The sequence below is a fragment of the Vineibacter terrae genome (assembly GCF_008039615.1).
Classification (GTDB): Bacteria; Pseudomonadota; Alphaproteobacteria; order Reyranellales; family Reyranellaceae; genus Vineibacter; species Vineibacter terrae.
This window is the reverse complement of the sequence record NZ_VDUZ01000122.1, coordinates 1-981: the sequence shown is the minus strand read 5'-3', so window position 1 is coordinate 981 and position 981 is coordinate 1. Positions and strand designations below refer to the sequence as shown.

The 981-nt window shown below is 68.9% G+C and carries 1 protein-coding gene; it reads right to left on the bottom strand.

Going from position 1 to position 981, the window contains the following annotated elements:
• Positions 1–981: IS630 family transposase (locus tag FHP25_RS40475; protein ID WP_147852689.1), on the bottom strand; the 981-nt coding region annotated here is incomplete at both ends.

Here is a 981-nt window from a genome sequence, read left to right as displayed (position 1 = left end):
GAGCGGCTGTCGCGTTTCGCTGGCGCTCCCAGGCGGCGATTTCGGCGTTGAGCGTGTGGCGGTCTGCGATGCGGCGGTCGAGGCACTGGCCGCGCAGCACGCCGATCTCGATCTCGACCATGTTGAGCCAGGAGGCGTGCTTTGGGGTGTAGTGGAACTCGATGCGGCGCAGGATGCGATGTGCTTCGGCTGCGGGGAAGGCCTCGTAGAGGGCACCTGGCGAATGGGTCGACAGGTTGTCGAGCACGACGCGGATCAGCGTGGCCTTGGGGTAGTGAAGGTCGACAAGATCACGCATGCATTCGGCGAAGTCGCGGGCGGTGCGCTGGTCGGTGACCTTGACCTTGCGCCAGGGCCGGTGGGCATCGAGGAAGACGAACAGGTTGGCGGTGCCGTTGCGGCGATACTCGCAGTCGTAGCGCTCGAGCTGGCCGGGCTGGGCGGGGATCGGCTGGCGGACCTCGCCGATCAGCTGGGTCGGGCTCTCGTCGAAGCACACCACCGGTCGCGTGGGATCGGGGGCCTCGGCATAGAGATCCAGCACGTCCTCCATGCGTGCGACATAGGTGCCGTCGACGGCGGGGATGCACCACATGTCCCGGCGCCAGGGCTTGAGATCGTTCTCCGCCAGACGGCGCCGCACCGTCTCGCGCGACAGCTCGGCATGCTCGGTCAGCTTGACCATCGCGCCGGCCAGCAGCTCCAATGTCCAGCGCGCCCGCCCGGCCGGCGGCTTGGAGCAGGCGGTGGCCACCAGCAGGGCCTCCTCCTTGCCGGTCAGCTTGCGCTGCGCGCCCGGCCGCGGCTCCTCGCTCAGGGCCGCCTCCAGATTGCCCAGCACAAAGCGCCGCTTGGTTCGGTATACTGTCGAGCCGCTCACGCCAATCGTGCCGGCGATCTGCTCGTCGCTGGCGCCGGCATCGGCCGCCAGCAGGATCTGCGCCCGCTTGAGCTTGCGCGCCGCATGCTTGCCGCCGCTCA